Annotated in this window: 15 protein-coding genes; 5 read left to right on the forward strand and 10 right to left on the reverse strand. The window is 67.2% G+C overall.

Annotated features, from left to right (window positions below):
* Positions 1-97 precede the first annotated feature (97 nt).
* The 3 genes from OY559_RS12455 (at position 98) to OY559_RS12465 (ending at position 2,358) form a co-directional block, all read left to right on the forward strand.
* Positions 98-790: a TetR/AcrR family transcriptional regulator gene (locus OY559_RS12455; RefSeq protein ID WP_277726563.1), complete on the forward strand. Its 693-nt coding sequence runs from the start codon at positions 98-100 to the stop codon at positions 788-790.
* 73 nt (positions 791-863) lie between these two features.
* Complete coding sequence (locus tag OY559_RS12460) at positions 864-2,078, forward strand: NAD(P)/FAD-dependent oxidoreductase (RefSeq protein ID WP_277726564.1); 1,215 nt, start codon at positions 864-866, stop codon at positions 2,076-2,078.
* A 97-nt stretch (positions 2,079-2,175) separates the two neighbouring features.
* Entirely contained in the window at positions 2,176-2,358 is a 183-nt protein-coding gene (locus OY559_RS12465) for a hypothetical protein (RefSeq protein WP_277730074.1), read from the forward strand.
* 1 nt (position 2,359) lies between these two features.
* Here the strand turns inward: OY559_RS12465 and OY559_RS12470 are convergent, their stop codons facing one another.
* The 7 genes from OY559_RS12470 to OY559_RS12500 form a co-directional block, all read right to left on the reverse strand.
* Positions 2,360-2,806 (reverse strand): hypothetical protein, encoded by a 447-nt coding sequence (locus OY559_RS12470; RefSeq protein ID WP_277726565.1) that lies wholly within the window; start codon positions 2,804-2,806, stop codon positions 2,360-2,362.
* Between the two features lie 3 nt (positions 2,807-2,809).
* Positions 2,810-3,016: a PspC domain-containing protein gene (locus tag OY559_RS12475; RefSeq protein ID WP_142124221.1), complete on the reverse strand. Its 207-nt coding sequence runs from the start codon at positions 3,014-3,016 to the stop codon at positions 2,810-2,812.
* 43 nt (positions 3,017-3,059) lie between these two features.
* Positions 3,060-3,437 carry a YfeK family protein gene (locus tag OY559_RS12480; protein WP_277726567.1) on the reverse strand — a complete coding sequence of 126 codons (378 nt, stop codon included), beginning with the start codon at positions 3,435-3,437 and terminating at the stop codon, positions 3,060-3,062.
* Between the two features lie 208 nt (positions 3,438-3,645).
* Entirely contained in the window at positions 3,646-4,716 is a 1,071-nt protein-coding gene (locus OY559_RS12485) for a class III poly(R)-hydroxyalkanoic acid synthase subunit PhaC (protein WP_277726568.1), read from the reverse strand.
* Positions 4,713-6,104, reverse strand: a complete 1,392-nt coding sequence (gene phaE / locus OY559_RS12490) for a class III poly(R)-hydroxyalkanoic acid synthase subunit PhaE (protein ID WP_277726569.1) — start codon at positions 6,102-6,104, stop codon at positions 4,713-4,715. The genes OY559_RS12485 and phaE overlap by 4 nt, the downstream gene beginning before the upstream one ends.
* Positions 6,105-6,176: 72 nt before the next feature.
* On the reverse strand, positions 6,177-6,791 hold the full coding sequence (locus tag OY559_RS12495; RefSeq protein WP_185742028.1) for a CDP-alcohol phosphatidyltransferase family protein: 615 nt from the start codon (positions 6,789-6,791) through the stop codon (positions 6,177-6,179).
* A 206-nt stretch (positions 6,792-6,997) separates the two neighbouring features.
* A complete protein-coding gene (locus OY559_RS12500; protein WP_277726570.1) occupies positions 6,998-8,833 on the reverse strand; it encodes a 3-hydroxybutyrate oligomer hydrolase family protein in 1,836 nt (611 codons plus the stop codon).
* Between the two features lie 133 nt (positions 8,834-8,966).
* Here OY559_RS12500 and OY559_RS12505 point away from each other — a divergent pair, with 133 nt between their 5' ends.
* Positions 8,967-9,734 carry a 3-hydroxybutyrate dehydrogenase gene (locus tag OY559_RS12505; RefSeq protein ID WP_277726571.1) on the forward strand — a complete coding sequence of 256 codons (768 nt, stop codon included), beginning with the start codon at positions 8,967-8,969 and terminating at the stop codon, positions 9,732-9,734.
* A 99-nt stretch (positions 9,735-9,833) separates the two neighbouring features.
* Positions 9,834-10,496: a response regulator gene (locus tag OY559_RS12510; protein ID WP_277726572.1), complete on the forward strand. Its 663-nt coding sequence runs from the start codon at positions 9,834-9,836 to the stop codon at positions 10,494-10,496.
* A gap of 884 nt (positions 10,497-11,380) precedes the next feature.
* On the opposite strand, the gene OY559_RS12515 is transcribed toward OY559_RS12510, so the two are convergent.
* The 3 genes from OY559_RS12515 to OY559_RS12525 form a co-directional block, all read right to left on the reverse strand.
* Positions 11,381-11,869 (reverse strand): NUDIX hydrolase, encoded by a 489-nt coding sequence (locus tag OY559_RS12515; RefSeq protein ID WP_277726573.1) that lies wholly within the window; start codon positions 11,867-11,869, stop codon positions 11,381-11,383.
* A gap of 97 nt (positions 11,870-11,966) precedes the next feature.
* On the reverse strand, positions 11,967-15,311 hold the full coding sequence (locus OY559_RS12520) for a hybrid sensor histidine kinase/response regulator (RefSeq protein ID WP_277730000.1): 3,345 nt from the start codon (positions 15,309-15,311) through the stop codon (positions 11,967-11,969).
* A 424-nt stretch (positions 15,312-15,735) separates the two neighbouring features.
* Complete coding sequence (locus OY559_RS12525) at positions 15,736-17,961, reverse strand: TonB-dependent receptor (RefSeq protein WP_277726574.1); 2,226 nt, start codon at positions 17,959-17,961, stop codon at positions 15,736-15,738.
* Positions 17,962-17,998: the final 37 nt, after the last annotated feature.

Raw genomic sequence — 17,998 nt, forward strand, 5'->3', positions numbered from 1 at the left:
AGGGTCGCCCTCCGGATGTAACGCCGTTGCAACAGTCACATGACCTTTTTGCTAGGCTGCGGATATCGTCGCAACCGGACGTGCGCAGGGAGTTCCCGTGAGCATTTCTACCGAATATCTGGAAAACGTTTTCAACGATGCGTCCTCGCCGGCTTCGCCGCTGCGTCCGCGCCCGCAGGTGGACCTGTGCCGCCGTGGTGAGATCCGTGCGGAGAAGTTCCTCGACGCCGCTACCGACGTCTTCGCCGAAAAGGGTTACCAGCATGCGCGACTGAGCGAGATCGTCGCCCGCGCCGGTGGCTCGCTGGCCACCCTGTACCGCATCTTCGGCGACAAGGAGGGCTTGGCCAGTGCGATCCTCGAGCGCCGGCTGGACATGCATATCCACCTGCTCAGCGACCTCAACCTGACCGAGCTGCCGCCCGAACAGGCGCTGCGCCGGGTGGCGATCCGCATGGCGCAGGTGATGGCGCGTACCGATTCGCAGGTGGTCTACCGCATCGTGATCGGCGAGGGGCAATCCTTCCCCGCCCTGCGCGACTGGTTCCTGGACCACGCGGTGGCGTCCATCCGCGCCACGCTTGCGGACTATTTCGAACAGCAGGTGGCCGCCGGACGCATGCAACTGGCATCGCCCAAGGCAGCGGCGGCGCAGTTCTACATGAGCCTGTTCGGCGACCAGATCTTCCGGCTGGCCGCCGGCAGCCCGCAATTGCCCGATGTCGACACGCTGGAAGCCCAGGCGCTGGCATCGGTGGAGTTGTTCCTGCAAGGCGCGCTGCCGCGCTGACCGCACAACGCTTTCACTCCGCCCTGCTGCCGTCCCTGCCAGCATGGCGGCATCGTGATGGCGCGGGACGTGCATGGATCTCAAGAGCGGGTATCCCTTCTGGGCGGTCAGCAATGGCCTGATGCAGGCCTTCCCGCCACTGGCGTCCGACCATCGCTGCGATGTCGCGGTGCTGGGTGGCGGCATCACGGGTGCGCTGATCGCAGATGAACTCGCGCAACATGGCTTCGATGTCGCGGTGCTCGAGCAGCGCGACATCGGCTGGGGCAGCACGGCCGCCAGCACGGCGCTGCTGCAGTACGAAATCGACACCCACATGGTCGACCTGGCCAAGCGCTATGGCGAAGACGATGCCGCCCTCGCCTACCTCGCCTGCGCCGGGGCCATCGACCAGCTGCGGGAGGTCGCTGCACCGTGGCGCGATGTGGGGTTCGCGCGCAACAAGAGCCTGTACTACGCCAGCCGTCGTCGCGATGTCCGACCGATGAAGGAAGAGCATGCCCTGCGCGTGCGCCACAAACTGGACGTGACGCTGTTGTCCGCGGATCGCGTCCGCGAAGACTACGGTTTCGAGGCGGAAGCCGCATTGCTCAGCGCCCATGCCGCACGCGTGGATCCGTACCGGCTGACGCACCGGCTGCTGCAGCGCCTGCAGCGCCAGGGCAGCGCGGTGTTCGACCGCACACGCGTGACAGACCTGCATGCGACATCGCGTGGCGCAACGCTGCGCACCGAAACGGGATTCAGCGTGCGCGCCTCGCATCTCGTGGTCGCCGCCGGTTATGCCAGCCAGCACTGGCTGCGGCAGAACGTGGCGCGCAATCGCAGCAGCTATGCCGTCATCAGCGATCCATTGCCGGATGGGCAACTCGGCTTTCTGCGCGACACACTGCTGTGGGAAACCGCACGCCCCTACCTGTATGCGCGCAGCACCGCCGATGGTCGCCTGCTGCTGGGCGGCGAAGACGATGCCGTGGACATCCCGGCCAAACGCGATGCCCGCGTCCACAAGAAGGCACGGACGCTGCTGAAGCGACTGCACGATCTGTTCCCGGGGCTTGAGATCACGCCGGCCTTCTCATGGGCCGGCACGTTCGCCGAGACCGCCGATGGCCTGCCCTTCTTCGGTCCGCACGCGCAATGGGGGCCGCGCGTGCACTTTGCGATGGCGTACGGCGGCAATGGCATCACCTACAGCATGCTCGGTGCCGGCTTGCTGCGCGCACTGATCGAGCGGCGCAAGCATCCGCTATGGCCACTGTTCTCGTTCGAGCGCCTGCAACGCTGAACATCCGCCACGCTTTTGCATGCCGTTGACATCGCCGTCATGCCGCGATTACGCGGCGGATTGCAGGCTGGCGGCACATCCACAACGGAGCGCCATCATGCCCCGCGGCGACAAATCCGCTTACACCGGAAAACAGAAACGCCAGGCGGAACACATCGAGGAAAGCGAGCGCGAACGCGGCCGTTCAAAGGAAGATGCCGAACGCATCGCCTGGGCCACCGTCAACAAGCAGGATGGCGGCGGCAAGAAGTCGGGCTCGGGTCGCGCGAAGCACCACTGACCTAGGGCGAACCCGAGGGCCACCAGCCCTTGCCGGTCAACGCGTAACGGTCAGCGGCGCGTTCGAAGGGATTGCGCACGCTGACACCGCCGCACAGCAGGTAGACCGGCAGGAACAGCGGCCCCAGCACCATGTACTGGTAGACGTGCGCGCGTTCATGGTCGCCCAGGCGGATGGGCGGGTGCTGCCGATGGCCGGCACGGTGCTCGTAGGTGATGCACTCGGACTCCAGCGTGTCGCCCGTGTGCAGGATGCTGTTGCCGAAGGTGATGGCGCCGCCAGGTCCCCACGGCCAGCGGTGGAACACCAGTGCGAAGTCGCGCCGGCTCCATTCCGCGCGCGCGCCAAACGCCATTCCGGCGACACCCGCCATCAGGCCGACCAGCGTATTGGGCACCGCCCACACGACGCCGAGTACGCGCGCGATCCAGAGCCCGGCCGGCGCCATGGGTCAGTCCTGTTCGTTGGGCATCAGCAGCCAGAGGATCAGGTAGACCAGGATGCCCGGAAACGCCGCGGACGCGATCGACACGATCACGAAGATGACCCGCAGCAGCGTGGGGCTCCATCCGTAACGGTGCGCGATGCCGCCCATCACGCCCGCGATCATGCGGTCGTTCAGCGAACGTGCGAACGGTTTGGAAGCAGTGTCATTCATCGCCAGCAACTCCCCACGATTGTCCGTGGCCAAGTCTAGCGCGTCAGCCGCCGGGTGCGCCTGAACCACGCAGCGCATCGAGCTTGGCCTTGAACCATGTCGCCGCCGGTTGCGCCGGCTGCCCCGGGCACCGCACCTGGTAGGGCCGCCCGCTCATGCTGCTCTTGCTGGCGGCGCGTTCGATGAACTGCTCGGCGGTGTCGGCCAGGTCGCGCTTCAGCAGGTAGTCGTACTTGCGCTGCAGGTGCTTGCGCGCCTCGTCGCGGCCATGCCAGGTCCCATTGCGCTGGAACTCGCACGACGACGCCGACAGCGCTTCCATCAAACCCTGGATCTCGCGTTTAGCGGTCGCCGACGGTGCGGACAGCACCGGCCCGACGAAGGCGAGCAGACAGGCGGCGACGGTGAGGCGTGACAGCATGTGATTACCCTGGCGCAAGACAGGTGAAGGAAGCGTGCCGTTTTCTTTCGTAGGAGCGACGTGAGTCGCGATCGCGCCGCGATGGATCCCGGGTATCGCGATCGTGAACGCGTCGCAACGCGCCCGGTAGGCGAACGATGGGATGCTGGAGCATCGGGCCGTGCGGTCGCGACTCACGTCGCTCCTACGAAAGGCGCGGCGCGCGTGGTCAGCGCGCGCGCTGGCCCAACCAGTGGTGGATGGCCGTCGGCACTTCGCGTTGCGCGCGACTGGACACGTAGATGCCGATATGTCCGCCCTTGAAGCTCAGCTCGGTGTAGTCCGCCGTACCCACGACGTCCTTCAGCGCGCGCGAGGCATCCGGTGGCACCAGGTGGTCCTGTTCGGCGTAGATGTTCAGCACGGGCATGTCGACGAAGCCCAGGTCCACCGCATCGCCACCGATCTCGATGCCGCCCTTGATGAATCCGTTGCGCTGGTAGAACTGCTTGATGAACTGCTTGAAGGCCTCGCCCGCCAGGTCAGGCGAGTCGAAGATCCATTTCTCCATGCGCAGGAAGTCCTCGATGGCGCGCTTGTCGTCGAGGATGTCCACCAGGCCGACGTATTTCTGCAGGTTCAGCCGGAACGGCTTCAGCATCAGGTAGCAGGCGTTCATCATGTCGGCCGGCACGTTGCCTAGCGCCTCGACGAACAGGTCCACGTCCAGCTCGCGCGTCCAGTGCGACAGCATGTTGTCCGGCGTGTGGAAATCCACCGGCGTGACCATGGTGATGAGGTTCTTGACCTTCTCCGGGTGCAGCGAGGCATAGCAGAGCGAGAACGCGCCGCCCTGGCAGATGCCCAGCACGTTGACCGCATCGCGACCGCTGCTGTCGCACAGGTGGTCCACTGCGCCGTCGATGAAGCGGTTGATGTAGTCGTCCAGTTCGAGGAAACGGTCCGAACGGTCCGGATAACCCCAGTCGATGACGTAGACGTCCTCGCCCTGCGCCAGCAGGCCCTTCACCAGCGAGCGGTCGTGCTGCAGGTCCACCATGTAGGGCCGGTTGACCAGCGCGTAGACGATCAGCAGCGGGACCTTCGCGGTGGGTGCCTTCTCGCCCATGAACCGGTACAGCACCACTTTGCCGTCGCGCCAGACTTCCTGCTTCTGGGTGGCGCCATAGTGGACATCCTCCACCTCCGGCAGCGTGTGCAGGCCGGCGGAGAGTTTCTGCGTCAGCGTGGTGGCCTCGTGGGCCAGCGCTTCGGCAGTGAAGTTGAGCGGTCCGTTCATTTGCCGCTACCCCGCTTCGCCTTTTTGCCGGCCTTGGGCGTATCGCTCGTTGCGCCTCGCGTGGCGTTGCGCGCCACCCAGTCCTTCATCGACACGACCGATGCCGGCTTGGCAGCGGGCGCGGCAGCTTTCTTCGACGCTTTGGGGACAGGCGCTTTCGCCGCCTTGGCGACGTGTTTCCTGGCCTTGGCCGGCTTGCGCGCGGCAGCCTTGGTCGCCGCGGGCGGGCGTTCTTTCTTCGTCACGACCGGCGCTGTGGCGGCCACCGCCCGTCGCACACGTTTCCTGGGTGCCTGCTTCTTGGCGGCGGCGCGCTTCTTGGGCGCAGCCTTCGGCGCCGGCGACGGCTTGCGACGGACCGATGTCCGCTTCTTCGCCGCTTTCGGTCTCGCTGGTGCCGACACGACGGGTTGAGGTGTTTCAGCGGCCGTGGGCGTGTCCACTGGCGCCGCGGCGCGCTGCGCCGGTGCGCGGCGGACGGGCGCCGCCTGAGCGCGGGTCAACTTGCGCAGTGCGCGCTCCAGTTCGACGACCTTGCGGTGGGCGGAATCGACTTCGGTCCGCGTCGGCATGCCGAACAGCGTGCAGGCCTGTTCGACTTCACGCTGCACGCCCAGACGCAGCCGGGCCTGTGCATTCGCCAGTCCGCCATAGGCGTGGCGGAAATCGCTGGACATGGCGACCTGCGCGTAGGCCTCTTCGGCCGCATCGATCCACAGGTCGAACAGGGCACGGGCGTTCTGCAACTGGCGGCCGGGTTCGGCATGCTCCTCCAGCTTGCGCTCGAAGCGCACGAAGGCATCCTGCGCCACCTGCAGCATCAGCGTGTCGTACTCGCCGACCTGACGCTGGTAATCCTGGTACGCCTGCGCAAGGTGCTGCCAGCGTTCCTGGTGTTCGCGCGACAGGCCGAAGGTCGGCAGGTGCATCCAGCGATCGCCATCCCGCTGCAGGTTCTCCAGCCAGGGGCGTACCTGCTGCATCCACCCGTCCATGCCGTGCGCACCGCCCTGCATGCTGCGGAAGATGTCGGCGAACGGATTGTGGGCCGGCGTGGGGTCGGCCATGCCGAGCGCCGAACGCCAGGCGCGGCCGATGTCGCCGGCATCGTGGTCGCGGCCGGTGAACTGCGCGGCGACCTGTTGCATCTGCCCAAACCACTGGCCGGCCTGACGCTGGAAACGGCCGACGGCTTCATCCACCTGCGGTTGCCCGCCGGGCACCAGCTTCGACCACCAGTCCACGGTCTGCTGCCAGCCGGGCGCTGCGCCCGGCATGGACATCGCGGGCGTGGCGCCGGTCTGTCGCAGGGCGTCACCCCACAGACTCCAGTACTGCTTGGCCACCGATTCGAAATCGCCCGGCCACGGTGGAACGGAATTTGTCATGTGCCCTCCCTTCCCGACCGATTCTAGCCGCGGCGGGCGACGCGTGCATGACGCACCCTCACCTCACGGTTCTCAGGGCTTGGGAATGCGCAGCGTCTTGCTGATCATCAGCGTGCCGGACACCGCATACAGCAGCACCAGCGGGTGCAACAGCCAGGGACCGAGCTTCACCTCGCCCAGCCACAGCGCCGGGCCGACATGTCCAAGGTATGCGGCGATGGCCAGCACGATGACCAGCGCCAGGCTGGTGGGGATGGGTGTGCCTTCGAAGAACTTCACCTTGTCGCCGCCTTCGGCCAGCGTTTCGGCGGTGACGTTGTAGCGCGCCAGCCGGCTGACGCCGCAGGCGACGAAGTACGACAGCACCAGCCAGTCCCAGCCGCCCTGCATGCCGCAGGCGTAGGCAAGCGCCGCCGGTGCGACGCCGAAGGAGATGACATCGGCCAGCGAATCCAGTTCGCGCCCCAGCACCGACGCCTGCTTGCGCCAGCGGGCCACGCGGCCATCGAGGGCGTCGAAAATGAAGGCCAGCGGGATCAGCGCCATGCCGATCATCAGGTCGCGCAGGATGCCTTCCTGGAGGAAGCGCATCGATGCGAACACCGCGCCGGTGCCGCAGAAGGCGTTGCCCAGCGTGAACCAGTCGGCCAGCTGGAAGTCGCGGATCATCGAGAAATGTCGGGACATGGCGGCAGGCGTGACCAGGGACGGCCTACAGGGTAAGCGGAACCGGGTGAAATCGTCGTGGGGGCCGGCTCACCCTCTCTACTGTAGGAGCGACGTGAGTCGCGAAAGGATGTCCGACATCCAGGGATGCTGAAGGACTCCGGACACTTCCTGTCGTCCGGACTCCGTTCCATCGCGACTTACGTCGCTCCCACAGCTATCGATACCTACCGCGGAATCGCGAACTGGCTGGCTTCGACGCTGCCCGCGCCCCGTGGATTGGCATTGATCAGCGCATTCGCCGGCAATTCCCGGCTTCCATCCAGCGTGGCGTTGACCTGGTCCAGCGCCGCGTAGACATAGGGCAGCAGGGGCACGTAGCGGGCGCCATAAGCCGGAAGCGCCAGGAAGCCGTCGAAGTGCTGCGCGTGCCGCACCTGCCAGTAGCGCACGTCGGGATTGGCGGCGCGCGCGGCTTCCACGTACGGCGCGCTGGAGAACGCCGGCGGCACCAGCCCGTCGTCCAGTCCATGGATCACCACCACCGGACGCCGCGTGCGCGGGAAGCGCGCGGCCGTCTGCGCGATGCCGGCCTGCACGCGACGCGCATCATCGCTGCTGCCGGTCTGCAGGGCACGCAGGCATTGCAGGCCTGGCAGGGTGAAGTCCGGCGGCGCCAGCTTCGTGTCGACGATGCCCACGCCCGCTCCCGGCGGAATGCCACTGCCGTCGGACCACCACGCGGCGCGCTCGGCGGCGCTGGCCGCGCGCGCACTGAAGTCCGGGTTCTGCGCAGAAAACGCGAAGCCGCAGGGATGCTCGCCGACCCCATAGCGGCCATAGGCGGAGGCATATGTCACCGCCACGGCGCGCCACAGGTCGAAGCCGACACTCAACGCGCCGGATACCAGCGCTGCATCGCTCCAGCCGCTCGCCTTCAGCTGTGCATGCGCCGATGCCGCCTGCGCCTTCGCATCCGCGCCGCTGACCAACCCGGCTGATTTCAGCGTGGCGCAACGCGCGGTCCACACCGGTTCCACCTGCGCGCGCAGCGGCGGCTGCGGCAGCGTGTCCGCGGGCAGGTGCAGCAGCGCGCACGGCATCAGCAGGGCGGCTTCCGTCGTGTAGTCGTACAGCGACCGCGCACCGGGCGCATCCGCCGCCAGGATGTTCGGCTCACCCGCGACAACGGCATCCAGCCAGCCGCCTTCTTCCTCGCTGGCACGCAGTACGGCACCGCCGCCGTTGGAGATGCCGACCGCGATCACGCGGGTGTTGTCGAAGCGGAACGGCGCCGCCTGCGGGAACGCCTGGTCCAGCGCGGCCAGCGCGAACTCCGCCGCCTGCTTCACGTGGCGACCCCAGTCCGCCTCGGGATTGTCCTTGGAATGCGCGTGTTTCACCGCCACGCCGCTGGCGCCGACCGGCGCGTCCGGCACGAAGGCCAGCGCATCGACGCCAAGTTCGCCAATGGTGCCGTCCTCCCGCGCGCCGCGCTGCTCGTCGAGATCGAAGTAATCCGTGCCTGCCCCTTTGTCGGTGTAAGCGACGGCGCATCCCTTCGGCAATGCCCACGGTCCGGCTACCGCGATGGCGCCATAGACCCCGCGCGACCCGGACGAAGCGGTGACGACGACGCAGCGCTTGGTGGCGTCGAAGTTGTCCGGCACCTGCACCAGCAAGCGATGCGGCTGGCTGGCACCCTGGACTTTCGCCAGAGCCGAGTACTCGCGGCCAGGCACCGCAGCCACGCTGCCATAGGCCTGGCCGTAGCCGCCCGTCAGGGAGAGGTCGGCGATGCCGCGCCAGTTCCCCCAGATCGCGCGACGGCGCAGTTCGGCGGGTGTGGGATGGGCGGAATCAGCGAACGCGGGCGCCGCCATCGCGCGCAGGCCGTCCAGGCCCAGGCCCGCGGTGAGCAGATCGTCATCGCCACGGTGCTCGGTGACGCGCTGGGGCTGGATCATGTGGGCCACCGCTTCAGGCTTGGGCGGCGTACTGCTGCAGGCGGCCAGTGCCGCAGCGAGCAACAGGCCGCAGGACATGCGCGTCTTCGCGTTCATGCGTGGAAATCATCCAGGGTTCCGGTCAGTGCCACGAAACTACCCTCCGCGGGAAGCGCCGTCATCGTACTTTGGTACCACGAACCGTGCGCGCCTGCCTGATACCCTAGCGGTGACACGCAGGAGTTCCCCCATGCAGCCCACCCACACCCTCCTCATCACCGGTGCCGCCAGCGGCATCGGCGCCGGCATCGCCGCGCAACTGGCCGAAGCCGGCCGCCACGTCATCGTCAGCGACCTCAACCTCGACGCGGCCGAAGCGGTCGCGACGCAGATCCGCACCGAAGGCGGTTCGGCGGAGGCCGTGGCACTGGACGTCACCTCGCAGGACAGCATCGATGCCGCGCTGGCCACGATCTCGCGCCCCATCGACGTACTGGTGAACAACGCCGGCCTGCAGCATGTCTCGCCGCTGGAGGACTTCCCGATCGAGAAGTGGGACTTCCTGGTGCAGGTGATGCTGGTGGGCGTGGCCCGCCTGACCCGCGCGGTGCTGCCGGGCATGCGCGAGCGTGGCTTCGGCCGCATCGTCAACATCGGCAGCATCCACGCGCTGGTGGCCAGCCCGTACAAGAGCGCCTACGTGGCGGCGAAGCACGGCCTGGTCGGCTTCTCCAAGGTGCTGGCGCTGGAAACCGCCGACACCGACATCACCATCAACACCGTCTGCCCCAGCTACGTGAAGACGCCGCTGGTGGACAAGCAGATCGCCGACCAGGCGCGCACGCGCGGCATTTCCGAGGCCGACGTGGTCAGCCAGGTGATGCTGAAGCCGATGCCGAAGGGCGTCTTCATAGGCCTGGACGAACTGGCCGGCATCACCGCCTTCCTCACCTCGCCCGCCGCGCGCAACATCACCGGCCAGACCATCGTGGTGGATGGCGGCTGGACGGTGCAATGAAGCGAGCTGCGAGTGAAGAGGCGTGAGGAGTGAGCGAAAGGCCGCTTCTCCGTCCTTGCCTCCCTCACTTCCCACCCCTCTCCGCTCACTTCTGCCTGTATGCCCAGCCTGCTGATCGCCGACGACCACCCGCTGTTCCGTGCCGCCCTGCGCGGTGCCGCAGCGGATGCCGTGGCGCAGCTGTCGGTGCGCGAAGCCGAGTCGCTGGATGGCGTCATCGCCACGCTGGAGGCGCACGACGACATCGATCTGGTGCTGCTGGACCTGCACATGCCCGGCAACCATGGCTTGGCGGGTCTTGCGGCGATCCGCGCGCAGTTCCCCGCAGTGGCCGTCGTGGTGGTGTCGGCGAACGATGATCCGCGCGTGGTGCGCCGGGCACTGGACCACGGTGCTGCCGGCTACCTGCCGAAGAGTTCCGGACTGGATGAGTTACGCGATGCGATCCGCAGCGTGCTGGCCTGCGAGCAGTGGCTGCCCGCATCGCTGCGCGGCGCCGTTGCGCGCGCACAGTCGTCCGAACACGACACCGCACTGGCTGGCCGACTGGCCAGCCTCTCGCCGCAGCAGTTCCGCGTACTGACGCTGGTGGCGCAGGGCTTGTTGAACAAGCAGATCGCAGACCGCCTGGATGTGCAGGAACGCACCGTCAAGGCGCACCTGTCCGCCATCTTCGACCGCCTGGGCGTGCGCAACCGTACCCAGGCGGGCGTGGTGCTGCGCGAACTGGAGCTGACGGATCCGGCGCGGCATATCGAGTAATCCCGTAATCCGCCGAGACAATACCTCCTGGTTCCCCGTCGTCGTCCTGGCGCAAGCCGGGATCCATCCGGATTCCGCAGCTGCTTCGTTGGAGCGTAGTACCGCCCAGCACAAGCAACATGGGTCCCAGCCTTCGCTGGGACGACGGGCTTGCGTGCCCTCTGCTCGTCATCCCAGCGCAAGCTGGGATCCATCTGGATCCTGCAGATGCTTCGCCGGGATCGTAGTACCGCCCAGCAAAGGCAACATGGGTCCCAGCATTCGCTGGGACGACGGAGCCAGCCTGCCCCCTGCTCGTCATCCCAGCGGAAGCTGGGATCCATCTGGATCCTGCGGGTGCTTCGCTGGGATCGTAGTACCGCCCAGCAAAGGCAACATGGGTCCCAGCATTCGCTGGGACGACGGAACCCTTCTCGTGGAACATGCAGATTCAGCGACCTCCAAAGAGCTGCGGTCATTTTTTCGCCACACACCTTGACAGCATTGCGCCACAACGCGCGCCGGCGCTTATCCACATGTTGATCGACAGGCCATCCACACCGGGTGTGGACAACCCGGACACCGTACCGTCACGGCCTGGTCAAAAATTCGCCACCCATCTTGACAGGCTTGCGGCACAAGGCGCCGGCGCGGTTATCCACATGGTTTCCCGAACACTCTCCACATGCCGTGTGGACAAGCATCAGCGTGGAACACAGGCGCCGCCCCACTGTAGGAGCGACGTAAGTCGCGACCGTGGACACGGGAAGCCTTGATGACGGATGACACGGACGAGGGGGACGCTGCTTCGTGGCGATCCCTGCTCATCCAACGCGCGCTGGCTGTGCTGGATTCCGGTCGCGACTTACGTCGCTCCTACAGGAGAAGCATGCGCACGTGCAGGCTCAGATCCGCGAGTAGTCCCACGAGACCATGCGGCCCTCGTGGTACGGCATGACGCCGTGGAAGCCGCGCGGGTCCTCGTCGAACACCAACGGCAGGAAGTGGCGGTCGCCGTCCCACAGCGGCAGGTCCAGGATCTTCTCCACCGGCACCCATTCCAGCGTGCCTTCCGGATTGCGCTCGAATGGCGTACCGCTGTAAGCGGTGATGACGAAGACGAATCCCAGCCAGTCCTCGCCGTGCTTGCCGAAGCCCGGCCAGCTGATCGTGCCGCGCAGGGTCATCGCGTCGCAATCGATGCCGGCTTCCTCGTGGATCTCACGGCGCATGCCGGCTACCACGTCCTCGTCCCGTTCGATCTTGCCGCCCAGGCCGTTGTACTTGCCCAGATGCTGGTCGTCCTGACGTGCATTGCGATGGATCAGCAACACCTGCGAACGATCGGGCGACAGCACGTAGCCGAGCGTGGCGACGATGGGGGTGTAGGGCATGCGCGGTTTCCTGTGCAATGGCCGTGCATTCTAGCGTTGGCTGTCGTGGGAGCGACGCGAGTCGCGATGGCCGCACCAGCAAACCCCATTTCGCGACTTACGTCGCTGCCACAGCGGCTGACGCCCGCGCGGCCATCAGCCGGTCGAGCACCGACTTCAATGCGAGCGGCCGCACCGGCTTGGCCAGCAGCGGCAGTTCCGCATCCCGGACGGCACGGCGCACGGCATCGGTCTGGTCGGCACTCAGGATCAGGCACGGACGTTGACCATGCGAGGCACGCAGGCGTTCGGCCAGCGCGACGCCGGTGTCGCCGGCATCCAGGTGGTAGTCGAACAACCAGAGGTCCGCATCCCGCTCGCGCAAAGCGGCATCGGCCGCCGCGCCATCGCTGGCGGTCGCCACACTGCATCCCCAGCCTTCCAGCACCTGGCGCAGGGCAGCCAGCGCTTCGGGATCGTTGTCGACCGCCAGCACATGGCGACCGGCCAGGCCGGGCTTGCCGGCCAGGGAAGGGATCGCCGCAGGGGCCGCCACGCGCACCAGATCCACCGCGAAAACGGCGCCGTGCCCTACCCGGCTGCGCAGCGACAGCGGAGCGTCGAGCAGCACGGCGATACGGTCCGCGATCGACAGGCCCAGGCCCAGGCCCTGTCCCGGCACATCGTCGCCGCGCCGGAATTCCTCGAAGATCCGGCGCTGCTCGGACTCGGCGATGCCTGGCCCCGTGTCCCACACTTCGATGCGCACGCGCGCATGGCGCCAGCGCGCGCCGAGCAGTACGCCACCGCGCGCGGTGTAGCGCACGGCATTGGCCAGGAAGTTCTGCAGGATCCGGCGCAGCAGTTGCGGATCGGTATGCACCCAGGCACGCGTGGGCACGATGTCGAACGACAGTCCTCGCTCAAGCGCGAGTACGCGGAACTCGGAGGCCAGCGGCTCCAGCACTTCCATCAACGGCAGGTCGCGCGGCTCGGGCAGCAGGCCACCGGCTTCCAGCCGCGACATGTCCAGCAGGCCGGTCAGCAGATCGGTGGTGGAATCCAGCGCCCCGCGCACCTGCAGCGCCGTCTCGCGCTGCCGCGCCTCCGGCAGCTGCTGCGACAGCGCGTCGGTGAACAGCTGCGCCGCGTGCAGCGGCTGCAGCAGGTCGTGACCGATCGCGGTCAGGAAGCGGCTCTTCGCGTCGTTCGCGTGTTCGGCTTCGCGCTTGGCGGTTTCCAGCAACGCGGTGCGTTCGACCACGCGCTGCTCCAGCGTCTCGTTGGCCTGCTTGAGTTCGCGCTCGGCCTGGCGTGATGCGGTGACGTCGGTGTAGGTGGCCACGAAGCCGCCGCCCGGCATGGGATTGCCGCGCACCTCCACGATGCTGCCATCCGGGAACACGCGCTCGGTCAGGTGCGGCGTGCCGGCACGCATGAAGGCCAGGCGCCGCTCCAGCGCACGTTCGTCGTGTCCGCGCTGCGGCATGCGCTGCAACGCCCAGCGGGTCAGGTCGGCGATGGGACGCCCGACCTGCAGCAGATCGGAGGGAAAGCCGAACATCTGCGCATAGCGCCGGTTCCACGCCACCAGCCGCTGATCGCGGTCGATCACGCTGATGCCCTGGCTCATGTTCTGCAACGCGGCCTCCAGCACCTGCTGGTTGAAGCGCAGGTCCTGCGATGCTTCGCCCACGATGGCGGCCACCGTCTCCAGGTCGCCGGTTTCGCGACGCGCCGCGTCCAGCAGGAGCCGCGCGGACGCAGAACCCAGCACCGCCGACAGTTCGCGCTCGAGCCGGGCTTCGATGATCGCCGGCACCGGTCCGTTGCGCGGCGCGTCGGCCAACAGTTCCTCCACGCGCTCGCGCGGCAGGAAGCGACGGCCGGCATCGCGCAGCGTCTTCGCATCGAAGCCCCGGCTGTCGGCGCGGCGCGGCGCCGCACCGCGCCAGCTCGCCACCAGCAACGTGACCACGGTGCCCACGAACAGGCTGACACCGACGGCGCGACCCAGGCGGCTCCATCCGGTCAGGCCGAAAAAGCCGTCCGGTGACAGGCCGGCCAGACCGAATGGCCCCGTCTGCAGCCATGCCGGCGAAACGCCGCGTGCATCCATCGCCACCGGCAGCAGCAACAGCCATGCCCACACCAGGAACCCGGCCACGATGCCGGCGATGACGGCCCGCGGCGATGTCTGCGGACGCCAGATGGCGAACGCCAGCGCTGGCGCCAGCGTGGCCAATGCGGAGAACGACACTGCGCCCACGTCGGCCAGCGCATCATTGCCGGCGATCAGGCGGCTGTACGCCCACGCCAGCAGCATCACCGCCACGATCCCCACGCGACGTTGCGTCAGCACGGCCCCGCGCAGGTCGCGTCCGGTACCGCGTACCCAGCCCCCCCGCAACAGGCCCGGCGCCAGCCAGTGATTGCCGATCATCAGGCTGAGCGTCAGCGTGCTGACCACCACCATGCCGGTGGCCGCACTCAGGCCGCCGAGGAACGCGAGCAACGCCAGGCCCTGGTGCCCCTGCGACAACGGCAGCGCCAGCACGTAGAGGTCGGAGGGCACCGCATCGCCGAACATCGCGCCGCCCGCGCGCGCCAACGGCAGCAGCGGTGCCGCCATCAGCACCATGTACAGCGGGAACAGCCAGCGCGCGGTACGCACATGGCGCTCGTCCCGGCATTCCACCACGCCCACGTGTACCTGGTGCGGCAGGGTGAACATCGCCAGCACGCCCAGCGCCACCAGCGGCAGGAAACCATACGTGGTGGAAGCAGGCGCAGGTGCAGGCGGCGGCACTTCCAGGTCCGGCAGACCGAACCACACGAACAATCCCAACGCCAGCATCGCCGCCAGCTTGAACAGCGACTCGAACGCCATCGCCAGGATCAGGCCGCGGTTGTGCTCCACCGCGCTCGCGCGGCGCGTGCCGAACAGCATCGCGAACACGGCCATCGCCAGCGCGACGTACAGCGCGCTGTCCTGCCAGGCCGGCAGCGCGTCATTGCCGGGTGAGCGTGTCAGCAGCGCGAAGCTCATCGCCACGGCCTTCAGCTGCAACGCGATGTACGGAATCAGGCCCAGCGCCGCGACCAGCGTCACCGTGGCCGCGAGCCAGCCGTCCTTGCCCAGCCGCGTGGCGATCAGGTCGGCCAGCGACGTGGCATTCGACTCGCGCGCCATCCGCACCAGCCGCACCAGCAGGAACGCGCCGAACAGGTACAGCAGGATGGTGCCGACGAACGTGGGCGGCAGCGGCCAACCGTAGCGCGCCGCCTGGGTCACCGTGCCGAAGAACGTCCACGAGGTGCAGTACACCGCCAGCGACAGCGCGTAGATGTACGGCCACTGCACCGCCAGCACGCGCGGGTGCCGCTCGGCGTACAGCGCTGATCCGAACAGCACGCCCAGCCACAGCAGGCCGGCGAACACCACCATGCCGACGCTCAGCATGCAGCCCCCCACGTAGCGTGCGCTGCGCGCACGACCGCGCAATGCCAGACTCCACCTGAAGACAGCCCCGTGACATCCAACGCCGCATCACGGCTCACACCCAGGTGACGCATGAAGGGTTCCGTTGTCGTGCGCACGGCGCACGCTACCTCGTCGGCGATGCTCCCGGACGCGAGACCCACAGCGAAAACCGGACCCACGGTAGCGTGCGCCATGCGCACGACCCCCCGATGCGCGAACCAGCACATCGGTCCCACCGCGACGTTCGACGCAGTGTCGCAGCCGGGCCGTGCGAGGCGCATGGCGGATTCGGCGATGCGCGCAGCGCACGCGACAGGACGGGATGGCATGCGCGGGAGCATAACGCAGCAACGGCGGGCTTTCGCCCGCCGTTGCCGTTCCCGCATCGTCGCCCTGCGCGTGCTCAGAAATCGTAGCGCGCGGTCAGGCTGTACTGGCGCGGCGGGCCGTAGAAGCCGGACAGCACGCCCAGCGCCGCCTGCAGGTTGTAACCGGTGGTGCGGTATTCCTCGTCGGTGAGGTTGGTCCCCTGCAGCGAGAACGACCATGCGTCGTTCGCGCGCCAGACCACGCCGGCACCGAGCAGGCCGTAGCCGGGCTGCTTGATCGCCTCGCTCAGGTCGGTGGTGGGATAGACCTCGGACTGGTACGAGTACGTCACCCGCGCCGAGAGATTGCCGCCATTGGCGAGGTCCGTGCGGTACTCCACGTTGAGTGCGCCGGAGAATTCCGGGGCATTGGTGAAGTGCTGGCTGTCGGCGACATTGACCCCGCCGGTGATGAACTCGTCGTACTTGGCATCCAGCCAGGCCAGGTTGCCGCTGATCAGCCAGTTCGCCGTCGGCAGGAACTGGTATTCGACTTCCGCGCCGTTGACGGTGCCCTTGCCGGCGTTGGTGAAGTCGCCGAAGAACTGCGGGTTTCCGTTGCCGTCGATGTACTGCGTGAACACCGACAACTGGATGTCCTCGTACTTGTTGTGGAACGCCGACAGGTTCAGGAACATGCGCTGGTCGAGGAACGACATCTTGCTGCCGATCTCGAAGCTGTCGACCGACTCGTCGTCGAACGGCTCGCCCGAACGCGGCACCGCCGTGGTGTTGGCGCGGATGTTGTAGCCGCCGGACTTGAAGCCGCGCGAGGCCAGGCCGTAGACCATGATGTCGGGCGTGATCTGGTAGTCCAGCGAGACCTTCGGCGAGACGTTCTTGAAGTTGATGGTCTTGTCGAAGTTCGCCGCGACGACGCCGTTCGGCGTGGTGAACGTCGCATCGGTGTAGCCAATGTTGTAGGCCACCGCATGCTTGTCCTCGTCGGTATAGCGGGCGCCGACGTCCAGCTTCAGGCGATCGGTCAGGTCGAACGTCCAGTCGGTATAGACCGAGAAGCTGCTGGTGTTCACCACGCCCTGGGTATCGCCGAAGCTCAGGCCGAAGAAGTTGTTCAGCACCTGCCCGCCGGCATCGCCATCGAAATGGTAGATGCCGACCACGCCACGCGCGCGACCGCCGCCATCGTAGTTGACCTGCACTTCGTTGGTCACCTGGCTGTCGCTGTAGAACGCCTTCACGTCCGCGACCGGGAACGGCGTCATGTCGAAATCGATGTTGGTCTCGGTATCCGACTCCCGCTTGGCGACGATGTACTTGAACGCCCAGTCATCGTTGGGGCGCCAGTTCACGGTCGCCGACAGCCCCTTCATCTCGGTGTCGTTGACGTTGGGCATCGCGCTGTAGATGTCGTAGCGGCTGTCCATCGGCGTATAGGTCGACAGCCCCGGGAACAGGAAGTTCGCCGTCGGACTGGTGTTGACCGACAACAGCTTGCCACCGCGCACGCCGGACTGGTCTTTCAAGTAGTCGAAGGCGAACTGCACGTCGAAATCGTCCTGCGAGTACGCACCCAGCTGCATGCGGGCCGCATTGATCTCCTTGTCGCTGACCTGCTGGCCGTTGAGCTTGTTCTCGCCGAAGCCGTCGCGGTTCATGCTGGCCACCGACACGCGGCCGCGCAGGCCGCTGTCCTTGCCGCCGATCTCGCCGCCCAGCGCCGCCTTCACGTCCAGCTGGTTGTAGTTGCCCACGGTGACCGAGGCGAAGCCCGTGGTTTCCTGCGGCAGGCCGCGCGAGATGTACTTGATCGCGCCGCCGATAGTGTTCTTGCCGTACAGCGTGCCCTGCGGGCCGCGCAGCACCTCGATGCGCTCCACGTCGAACACGTCCAGCAGCGCGCCCTGAGGACGGGCGATATAGACATCATCCAGGTAGATGCCCACGCCCGGGTCCACGCCCCACAGCGGATCGGCCTGGCCCACGCCGCGGATGTAGGCGGTGACGGTGCTGGTGGAGCCACGCGCCGCGTACACGGTCAGGTTCGGCACCTGTGCGTCCAGGTCGCCCAGGTCCTTGATGTTCAGCTTGTCCAGCGTTTCCGGCGTGAATGCGGTGACGGCCACCGGCACGTCCTGCAGGGTCTCTTCGCGCTTGCGCGCGGTGACCTTGACCGTATCCAGCGTGGTGGCGTTGGTGGCTGGCGATGCGCCGGTCGGCGCAGCGTCCTGCGCCCATGCCACCGGCACGGACGACAACAGGACGCAGCCGATGGCCAGGCTCAGATGCTTGCGCTTCATGGGTCTCCCCTCCTCCCGGGTATGACGTTGGCGGCGG

The organism is Pseudoxanthomonas sp. SE1, from assembly GCF_029542205.1.
Lineage (GTDB): Bacteria > Pseudomonadota > Gammaproteobacteria > Xanthomonadales > Xanthomonadaceae > Pseudoxanthomonas_A.

Bases quoted from the DNA above. Each gene is read 5' to 3' on its own strand.
- OY559_RS12470 (WP_277726565.1), bottom strand. From the start codon at position 2,806: ATGGCGCCGGCCGGGCTCTGGATCGCGCGCGTACTCGGCGTCGTGTGG.
- OY559_RS12520 (WP_277730000.1), bottom strand. From the start codon at position 15,311: ATGCTGAGCGTCGGCATGGTGGTGTTCGCCGGCCTGCTGTGGCTGGGC.
- OY559_RS12475 (WP_142124221.1), bottom strand. From the start codon at position 3,016: ATGAATGACACTGCTTCCAAACCGTTCGCACGTTCGCTGAACGACCGC.
- OY559_RS12485 (WP_277726568.1), bottom strand. From the start codon at position 4,716: ATGAACGGACCGCTCAACTTCACTGCCGAAGCGCTGGCCCACGAGGCC.
- OY559_RS12525 (WP_277726574.1), bottom strand. From the start codon at position 17,961: ATGAAGCGCAAGCATCTGAGCCTGGCCATCGGCTGCGTCCTGTTGTCG.
- OY559_RS12465 (WP_277730074.1), top strand. From the start codon at position 2,176: ATGCCCCGCGGCGACAAATCCGCTTACACCGGAAAACAGAAACGCCAG.
- OY559_RS12510 (WP_277726572.1), top strand. From the start codon at position 9,834: ATGCCCAGCCTGCTGATCGCCGACGACCACCCGCTGTTCCGTGCCGCC.
- OY559_RS12460 (WP_277726564.1), top strand. From the start codon at position 864: ATGGATCTCAAGAGCGGGTATCCCTTCTGGGCGGTCAGCAATGGCCTG.
- OY559_RS12515 (WP_277726573.1), bottom strand. From the start codon at position 11,869: ATGCCCTACACCCCCATCGTCGCCACGCTCGGCTACGTGCTGTCGCCC.
- OY559_RS12480 (WP_277726567.1), bottom strand. From the start codon at position 3,437: ATGCTGTCACGCCTCACCGTCGCCGCCTGTCTGCTCGCCTTCGTCGGG.
- OY559_RS12505 (WP_277726571.1), top strand. From the start codon at position 8,967: ATGCAGCCCACCCACACCCTCCTCATCACCGGTGCCGCCAGCGGCATC.
- OY559_RS12495 (WP_185742028.1), bottom strand. From the start codon at position 6,791: ATGTCCCGACATTTCTCGATGATCCGCGACTTCCAGCTGGCCGACTGG.
- OY559_RS12500 (WP_277726570.1), bottom strand. From the start codon at position 8,833: ATGAACGCGAAGACGCGCATGTCCTGCGGCCTGTTGCTCGCTGCGGCA.
- phaE (WP_277726569.1), bottom strand. From the start codon at position 6,104: ATGACAAATTCCGTTCCACCGTGGCCGGGCGATTTCGAATCGGTGGCC.